Genomic DNA, 8,574 nt, shown 5'->3' with positions numbered 1-8,574 from the left:
GGTGCTTAGCTATCGGTTTTTCTAACCCTCTGTGGTCGGGGTTTTTAGTAACTGTCAGTGATAAGTACCTCATTATTCCAAATAGAGTAATACAAATAACTGGAAAAATAATCAGGCCATAAGTACAGTTCACTGGCTGTATCTTATACCTGTACCCAAACTGATACAAAAGCGGTCATAATTTTCCATATGCGATATATTATTGAAGGTATACTATTTACACTTACAAGGATGTTGCTATGTTAATGAAAAGTGAATGTGATGTTGAGGGGATTATAAAAAACCAGCTTGAAGCAACGTTAAATACCCTTGAGACATTTACGTGGGCGTATGTGGTCCTATCCAAAAAAGATATGTCATGTATCTTTGGTGTAACAAACTATCCAGATGAATGGGTCAAACATTACCGAGAAAATGGGCTTCAGTACACGGATCCTGTGGTAATTACTGCGCTGAAAAGGTTAACCCCTTTTCCTTGGAATGAAAAACTGATGGTTCATTCAGGGTATGACTTTGCAGAACTTTTCAACCAAGCCAGTGAATATGAGGTAGTCGATGGCTATACGTTTGTCTTGCATGACTATAACAATAATCTTGTGACCTTATCTTTTATTATCCCCTCTGAACGCAAGACAAGAATAATGCAAACGCTTTTGCAGAATAGAGGAGATATCTCCATATTGTTGGCATCAGTACACGAAACGTACCTGACGTTAACATCATTCTCTGAAAAAAAAACTGAGGATTCCAATAAAGCTAACCGACTCACTAACAGGGAAAATGAAATTCTCTACTGGACAAGTGTCGGTAAAACATATCAAGAAACGGGAATTATTCTTGGCATAAAAGTGCGCACCGTTAAGTTCCATATGTTAAATATTGTAAAAAAAATGGGCGTTGCCAATGCCCGGCATGCTGTGCGTCTTGGCGTAGAGCTTCGGCTGATTCAACCGGTTAAGTAATTATAACTCAGCTATAAACGACAATGGCCATTCGTTCAATACGTTTTCAAACTGACTGTTGTCCTTACGTAATATTCTGTCTTTTAGCTCTTTCTGACTCGTTAGATCGATATGACCCAGTAGCAGATAGCCTGATTTTCGGATGATGCTCATCATTGGGTGACTTGCAACAGCCAGAATACCGTCATAATGGTGACGCTGGGCATAGTTAATCAATGAGAGAAATAAGGCCAGAGTAATAGAGGACCTGTTACCAAGAAGTGAACTAACCCTATCTTTATCAACAAAAAAACGGGTTGACTCAATGAACTTTCCTTCTGGTAAGTTTACTCTTTTAAAGAAAGATGAAAACGTATCATTCAGCATATTATGGTGCTTGATATCTATAATTCTTGTGCCACAGATGATAACTCCATTTTTTATGCCAAATATGTAATCTGTTTTTTCATTGTCAAATGAATCAAACTCTTTCCCATCAAAACAACCCACATCCCATTGAAGACGATCTTTAAATATATTTTTACGTAAAGAAAATAAATCTTCAGAATTTTCCTTGCTCAAGGATAAATAATTAACAATGTAAATATTAAACATAATGTCACCTGTATCAATGTGTAAAATGATTAAGTTCGGTAACATCAGTGAAGCTTTTCCAGTTGCATGCCGGGACTGAGTAATAATAGTTTTTTTAATTTTTCATTCCTACTAAAATAATTGATGGGAATAAATTGAGAAGGGATGGTTACTTACGCTATTTTTTCATTTTTATCTTTTTGTTTCGAGTTTTACTCTAAAAAATAATATTATTTGGTTTTTTATAATGGTTATAATCAAGTTGTTAGATAATTAATGATAATTAAGGTGTGGTTGAGTCGCGTAATATCTGTATTCGTAATATATATAAGAAATAAGATAGTATTAAGAAAGTGTAAAATACTCCAAAACTGTCATAAAGTTAATGTATTGTTATTGGGTTTTTATTTCTACGCCTCTCTCGCCCCTTCATGCTTCCTCCGTTTTCAACTGATTCAACCGCTCCCACAAGATAAAGTTCAGCAGCTCTTTGGACAAATACACGCGCACCCTTTCGGATATTCCCCTCACCTGTAAGAAAAATATCAAAATCATGTCATATTGAAAGAATCACACCAAAAAACCATCCGTAATGAAAAAATAATCACATAAGTGTAAACAAATTTAAATATGCGCTCTCTATAGTGGCCGCTTTGCTTTGGCTGCTAACCATTCCGTGGTGGCTGCCATCTTTGGGGACCCAATCATCCTTGCGCGTCATCGCCGCACGCCAACGATGGGAAGAGAGAACATGCGAAACTGGAATGAACCAAAAAGAAACAAAGCCCATATCGAGTTGATCCCAATGATCGACGTTATGATGTTTTTACTGGTGTTTTTCGTCCTGATCAGTATCAACGTCCTTCCTGCTACGGGGTTGAAAACCCAGCTTCCCTCTGCCAGCAGCGCCCAACAGCTAAAACCTCAGAAAAAAGCCATCGTCACCTTGGGTGAACAAGACCAACTGCAACTGGATGGTTCACCTATCCAGATTACCGATTTGGTCAGCACCTTAAAACAGCAGCAACAGGCCGGAGAGACCACCACCATTATCGTTAACAGCGATAAGCAGGTGGCGGTTGAGCGCCTGGTCGCGGTGATGGATACCCTGCGTCAAGGTGGGTTTACCTCGGTTTCAATCGCAACGCGGAAGCAGTGACATGTATTGGTTTTATCGTTCACGTCATGCCATCAGCTGGTTGCCGCTGCCCGTGGTGGCTGCCTGTCTGATGGTGATGACACAGCAAAGCTCGCTCAAGGTACAGCCCCAGTATGACGACAGCGTCATGGAACTGTCGCTCGCCGATCTCACACCGCCTGCGCCGCCAGAAGAGGTCGTTCCTCCAGAGCCGGAAATGCCCCCCGAGGAAACGTTGCCAGAACCGGAGCCAGAGCCGGTCGAGACGCCGGAACCGATCGTTGAGGCACCGCCGCCGAAGCCCGAACCGAAGCCGGAGCCCAAACCCGAGCCTAAACCGGTGCCCAAGCCAAAGCCTGCTCCAGCGCCGCGCCCGGTGCCCGTTGCCTCGCCCGTGAAAGCTGCCGTGGTAAAAGCTCCCGCGCCAGCCCCCGCTGTGCCCGCGCTTGCGCCGCCGAAAGTGAACGTACAGGCGTTGGAAAACAGCTACATCCAGGCGCTGCGTGGCCAGATTGAGCAGCTAAAACGTTACCCAACGGGGCGTCAGGCGTCATTGGAGCGTCCGGAAGGAAACGTCGAAATCTGGCTGGAGGTCGATCGCAACGGCCGCGTGCTCAACAGCGGCATTAACCAGAAAGCCGCCAGCATGCTGCTCAACCGGGCGGCAACCAGCACGTTACAGAGCATCACGCAGGTCAGGCCATTTCCGGCAGACGCGTTTGCCGGGCAAAACACCAAACGTTTTTTAGCCACATTCCACTATCAAGCGCAGTGAGCGCCTATACACAACATTGAATCAGGGTGATTAACACAATGAAATTATTCACAGTTTCAAGGATATCTCTCTCTGTCGCGGCCGCGTTATGGTCGGGAACCGTGCTGGCAAACGATGCAACAGACATCGGCGCCATTCAGGTTAAAGGTGCGCCGTTGGGCGAGGGGATGATGATTCAGGAAGAGAGTGCGAAATCCCGCTCGACGGTAACCAAAGAAGCGATGGATAAGATGCCCGCCACCGGTAACGCCATCGATAAGCTGAAATACACCGCTGGCCTGAATGTCAGCAGTAATGACTCTACCGGCCTGAGCGGTATCGATTACACCATGCGCGGCATGAGCAACGACCAGATCGGCCTTTCGATTGATGGCATCCCGATGAACGATTCGGGCAGCTATAGCGTGTATGCCAACCAGTTGGGCGATGCGGCAAACCTTGAGCAGATTTTCGTGACCCAGGGTTCTTCAGAAATGAACGGTCCGCACATCGGCTCCAGCGGCGGCAATATCGGTCTGGTCACGAAACGCCCCGCGAAAGAGTTTGGCGGATTTATCGAACAGACCTTTGGCAGCAACAACCTGAGCAAATCACTGATTCGTTTGGAAACCGGGCTGCACGACGGCTTCAGCAGTTGGTTATCCTACTCGTATACCGATGCCGATAAGTGGCGTGGCAAAGGGGCCACCCGCTCTAACAAGCTGGAATGGAACGGCCTGTATGAAGATGACAACGGTAACAGCAGCAACCTGCTGGTTAAGTACAACAAGCAGGATATGAATAACTACAACACGCTGAGCAAAAGCACTTTCCTGAACCAAGGGCGCTACGTCGATTACCCGACAACGCCGGAATATAACAGCCGCGGCCAGCTCTCACGTTACTACAAGATTAACCGTAACCCGTTCGAAAGCCTGAACCTTACCTTCACGCAGAAACTGCAACTGCGCGATAACCTGTCGCTGACGCTGCAACCCTATTACTACTGGGGCAACGGCGGCAGTTTCAGCGGCCAGTCGGCCTCTACGCTTTCTTCCACCACCAGCGATAAATCGGGCAGTTACGATCTCAGTAACCTGAGCAGCAATACCTACTATCGACCTTCCTGGACGGAAACCTGGCGTCCGGGCATCACCAACACCCTGAAATGGGATCTCAATGACCAGCACAGTCTGGATATCGGTTACTGGTTTGAACGTGCCCGCCAACGTCAGACGCAGCCTTATATCGGCATTAACGCTGACGGTAACCCGGCCGATCTTTCCGGCAAACCCAACGGCTCGCATTTGGTGAAAGATGCCAATGGCAAAGTGATCCAGGGGCGTAATCAGTTCACTGTGACGCCGGTGCATAAGTTCTGGTTACAAGATACCTGGTTTGTTTCCCCTGACTGGACGCTAGCTGGCGGCCTGGCCTGGCAGCACGTGAAACGCGACGGGCACGATCTGGGTAGCTTGAGTTCGGTGGAAGAGAAAAAGGCGCGCACCTATAAAGAGTTCCTGCCGAGCTTCAGTGCTGCGTACAAAATTAACCCCGAGAATCAGGTGTTTTACAGCCTGACGCGCAATATGCGCACGCCGCCTAACTACGTGCTCTACAACCTGGGTGATTCGATCAACACCAAACCTGAATTGAGCTGGAACCACGAACTGGGTTGGCGCTTCCAGGGGCAAGACGTGATGTTGAGCACCTCTTTGTTCTACATCGCGTTTACCGATCGTCAGATCTCCAGCCGCAACGTTGATGGCGAATACGAGATGATCAACGCCGGTAAAGTGGAGAACAAAGGTATCGAGACGGAACTGAGTGGAAAACTGCCGCATAACTTCAATTATTTTGCCTCTTACACCTATACCGATTCCAAGCAGCGGGACGATATCTCGACCAACGGTTCCACGCTGCCAACCACCGGCAAACGTTCCGCCAATACGCCGAAGAACATGCTCAATCTGGGCGTGGGTTATGACGACAGTCGCTACTACGCAGGCATCAATGGCCGTTATACCGGTGCATTTTACGGTGATATGACCAACGATGAGAAAATTGGCGGGCGTACCGTGGTCGATCTCAATGCCGGCATTCACTTGCCGGTAGACAAAAAGATCATCAAAAGCGCCACGCTGCGTTTCAACGTTAACAACGTGTTTGATAAGGAATATCTGGATTCCGCACGCACCGTGGTCTTCAACGCCGCGGGGCACAACGGCGTTCGTGCCAGCACGCCTTATTACAATGTGGGTGAAGAGCGCACCTTTAGCGTGTCGCTGGACGCCACCTTCTAATTGCTCGCAAACCTGATATCCCCTGACGGAATTTATCCGCAGGGGAATGGCTTATCACCGTCACGCGCTTGCCAGGGCGTGACACGCACCGAAGGAAAACAACACCCGTTATGAACGCAAACGATCTGCACGATATTATTTTCTACGCGATGTATGCCTCGCTGGTGGCGGCACTGATCATCATCATTGAACGTGGGCTGTTCTTTGCCTATACGCGCCGTCAGACCACGCGCTTGCTCCGCGCGCTGACCGCCGATATTCGCCATCTTCACGATCTTCCCGCTGAGCTCAGCCAGCGCAGCAGTCTGCCAGCCACGCTGATTGCACCGCTGCTGCCGCAGGCGGCAAATCGCGACCGTGATGAGCTCAACGATCTGATCGATACCCAATATCTGCAAAGCAAACCACACATGACGCGCGGGCTGTGGTTGCTGGAAACCATTGTGACGGCAGCGCCGCTGCTGGGTCTGCTGGGCACCATTATGGGGATTATTGAAACCTTTAAGGCGCTCTCGGCTGCCGGGATTTCTGATCCAAGCCAGGTCTCCGCCGGGATGGGGACGGCGCTGTATGCCACGGGGTTGGGGATTGCTATCGCGCTGGTGTGCTTGTTGGGAAACAACTTCCTGCAAAGCCGCATGGAGCACATTAATGATGCGCTGAAAGTGCTGTTGCTGCGGGCCGGATTGCCACATACCCGCCAGACCGTCAAGCCTGCGGCGGTGCAGGAAAATGGGGTAAAGCGCTATGCGTAGCGCGTGGGCTATCAAACGCGCAGGGCGGCGTTGGGCTGCGTGCGTTGGGCTCGGGCTGTGTTTTTTTACCCCCTCGGCGCTGGCGGATTTTAGCATTCCCGGTTATGAGTTGGTGTATACCGCGCCGGTAGAGACCGCGCTACAGGCCCCGGATCTGCGTGCACCGGATGCCGTTTGGCGTGCGCTGTTTGATGACGCGCAGCATAGCCTGTCGTTGGGGGAGTTCTACGTTGCCAATCAGCGCGGCTCGCGGCTGGATTCGGTGTTGCAGCATCTGCGCAGTGCAGGGGAGCGCGGTGTGCGTATTCGCTTTCTGCTGGAAGAGAAGGGCATCGCTCTTTCAACGCCAGAAACCCTGGCGCAGTTGAAAGCCATTCCCAATCTGGAACTGCGGGTTATTCCTTACGGTAAGCTGACCGGCGGGATCCTGCATGCGAAATACCTGCTGGTGGATGGCAAACGCGCCTACGTTGGCAGCCAAAATTTTGACTGGCGTTCGCTTGAGCATATTCACGAAACCGGGCTGCTTATCGACGATCCCAATGTGGTTAAACAGCTCAATGCGGTATTTGAGCAGGATTGGCAGGCGCAGGAAGCACTGGCGCAAGGCATCGCCGTCAAACCCGTGATGCAAGCGGCCGAGCAGGATGATTCGCGCCCGGATAACTATCTGGTTGCCAGCCCCAAAGCGTTCAACCCACCGGGCGTGCTGGATTCTGAAGCGGAATTACCACGCTTACTGGCGCAAGCGAAAACCCGCGTGCGCATCCAGGTGATGGACTACGCGCCACTGTCATACGGCCCGAACCGTACTCGTCCTTACTATGCGGTGATGGATAATGCGTTACGCAGCGCGGCGGCACGTGGGGTGAAGGTGGAGTTAATGGTGGCGAACTGGAGCACCAAAAAGCCGAACATTGCTTATCTTAAAAGTTTGGCTGTGCTGCCAAACGTTGAGGTGAAAATCGTGACGTTGCCTGAGGCAAACAGCGGCTTCATCCCCTTTGCCCGCGTGATTCACAGCAAGGTCATGACCATTGATCAGCAAAAAGCCTGGGTCGGCACCAGCAACTGGAGCGGTGGTTATCTTGATAACTCGCGCAATCTGGAGATTGTGATGCAAAGTCCGGCGATGGCCGCGCGTATTGATGGGTTGTACGCCCAGTTGTGGAACAGTGAGTACGCGCAACCGGTTCAACTGGATAAGGATTATCCAGCCCCACGTCCCGGTGGGGCACATTGAGTCAAGGCAAAAAACACGCCCCGAGGTTAGCGGGGCGTTTTCAGGTTAACACTTTTTATATTCAAACAACGTCATCATCGAGATGATGGGGGATGTTATTGTGATATAGGACATCAGCCCGATGGCGTGTCGGTCAGGCCTAAATAAAGAAATTGATCAATGCAGCGCACAGAATCGCAGCAATGGCAGTTTGCGGTGAGTGACTCGCCGCTGCGCCAAGCTCTGCGCCGTGCGTCGCCGCAGAAATAAGTGAATCTAGCATGGTACTTTCTCCTGAATCAGCGACACGATCATACTGCCGGCTTGTTTTATGTAAAGAGCAAAATATCGACAATTTTGTGCGCTGGCTTGTAATTCCTGGCGATACTGGTGAGGGCACGGTAAACGGAGCGTGAGCGTCACGCTTGTCATTGTTATCGGTGTTAGCTGGGGGAAACCATTCTGGTGAAATGCGCGTCATCTGTCGGCGATTCCCACCTTGGCGGGATGGGCTAGCGTGGGGAAGGTTCACGGCCATCATGCTGCTGATGGCCGTCGGTAATACGTGTTGCGGTTATTCCATTCCCAGCTCTTTGAGCTTGCGCGTCAGGGTGTTACGTCCCCATCCCAACAGGCGAGCGGCCTCTTGCTTATGACCTTGCGTATGGCGTAACGCGGTGGTGAGCAGCGTTCTTTCCATCTCTGGCTGCGCTTCGGAGAGCAGGTTTTGATGACCGGAACGCAGTGCCCGATCGGCCCATTGCGCCAGCAGGGTTGCCCAACTGTCCGGCAGCATGTGCACCGTGGCATCGGGGGCCGTGGTTTCAAACAGCTCTGGCGGCAGATCCTGAATCAGCACCTCTTGCC

General features: G+C 50.3%; 9 protein-coding genes. 6 read left to right on the top strand and 3 right to left on the bottom strand.

The window, feature by feature from the left end; all coding sequences use genetic code 11:
- Positions 1 to 239 precede the first annotated feature (239 nt).
- Positions 240 to 962, top strand: coding sequence for a LuxR family transcriptional regulator (locus J5224_RS22630; protein WP_319802401.1), 723 nt, complete (start codon positions 240 to 242; stop codon positions 960 to 962).
- Here J5224_RS22630 and J5224_RS22625 read toward each other — a convergent pair whose 3' ends face one another.
- A complete protein-coding gene (locus J5224_RS22625) occupies positions 963 to 1,556 on the bottom strand; it encodes an acyl-homoserine-lactone synthase (protein WP_264627501.1) in 594 nt (197 codons plus the stop codon).
- A gap of 730 nt (positions 1,557 to 2,286) precedes the next feature.
- Between J5224_RS22625 and J5224_RS22620 the strand changes: the two genes are divergently transcribed.
- From J5224_RS22620 to J5224_RS22600, 5 genes are all read left to right on the top strand, one after another.
- Positions 2,287 to 2,694 carry an ExbD/TolR family protein gene (locus tag J5224_RS22620; RefSeq protein ID WP_264627500.1) on the top strand — a complete coding sequence of 136 codons (408 nt, stop codon included), beginning with the start codon at positions 2,287 to 2,289 and terminating at the stop codon, positions 2,692 to 2,694.
- 1 nt (position 2,695) lies between these two features.
- Positions 2,696 to 3,448 (top strand): energy transducer TonB, encoded by a 753-nt coding sequence (locus J5224_RS22615; RefSeq protein WP_264627499.1) that lies wholly within the window; start codon positions 2,696 to 2,698, stop codon positions 3,446 to 3,448.
- 38 nt (positions 3,449 to 3,486) lie between these two features.
- Positions 3,487 to 5,730, top strand: coding sequence for a TonB-dependent receptor (locus J5224_RS22610; protein ID WP_264627498.1), 2,244 nt, complete (start codon positions 3,487 to 3,489; stop codon positions 5,728 to 5,730).
- Positions 5,731 to 5,840: 110 nt separating this feature from the next.
- Positions 5,841 to 6,485: a MotA/TolQ/ExbB proton channel family protein gene (locus J5224_RS22605; RefSeq protein ID WP_264627497.1), complete on the top strand. Its 645-nt coding sequence runs from the start codon at positions 5,841 to 5,843 to the stop codon at positions 6,483 to 6,485.
- Positions 6,478 to 7,728: a phospholipase D-like domain-containing protein gene (locus J5224_RS22600; RefSeq protein ID WP_264627496.1), complete on the top strand. Its 1,251-nt coding sequence runs from the start codon at positions 6,478 to 6,480 to the stop codon at positions 7,726 to 7,728. Before J5224_RS22605 ends, J5224_RS22600 begins: the two co-directional genes overlap by 8 nt.
- 139 nt (positions 7,729 to 7,867) lie before the next feature.
- On the opposite strand, the gene J5224_RS22595 is transcribed toward J5224_RS22600, so the two are convergent.
- Positions 7,868 to 7,990 carry a YshB family small membrane protein gene (locus tag J5224_RS22595; protein ID WP_264627495.1) on the bottom strand — a complete coding sequence of 41 codons (123 nt, stop codon included), beginning with the start codon at positions 7,988 to 7,990 and terminating at the stop codon, positions 7,868 to 7,870.
- A gap of 291 nt (positions 7,991 to 8,281) precedes the next feature.
- Positions 8,282 to 8,574 (bottom strand): helix-turn-helix domain-containing protein (locus J5224_RS22590; RefSeq protein ID WP_319802469.1); only part of this gene is annotated, 293 nt, incomplete at its 5' end.

It is taken from the genome of Candidatus Symbiopectobacterium sp. NZEC135 (assembly GCF_025962695.1).
The sequence above is the reverse complement of the archived record's forward strand: the minus strand, read 5'-3'. Positions and strand labels throughout refer to the sequence as shown.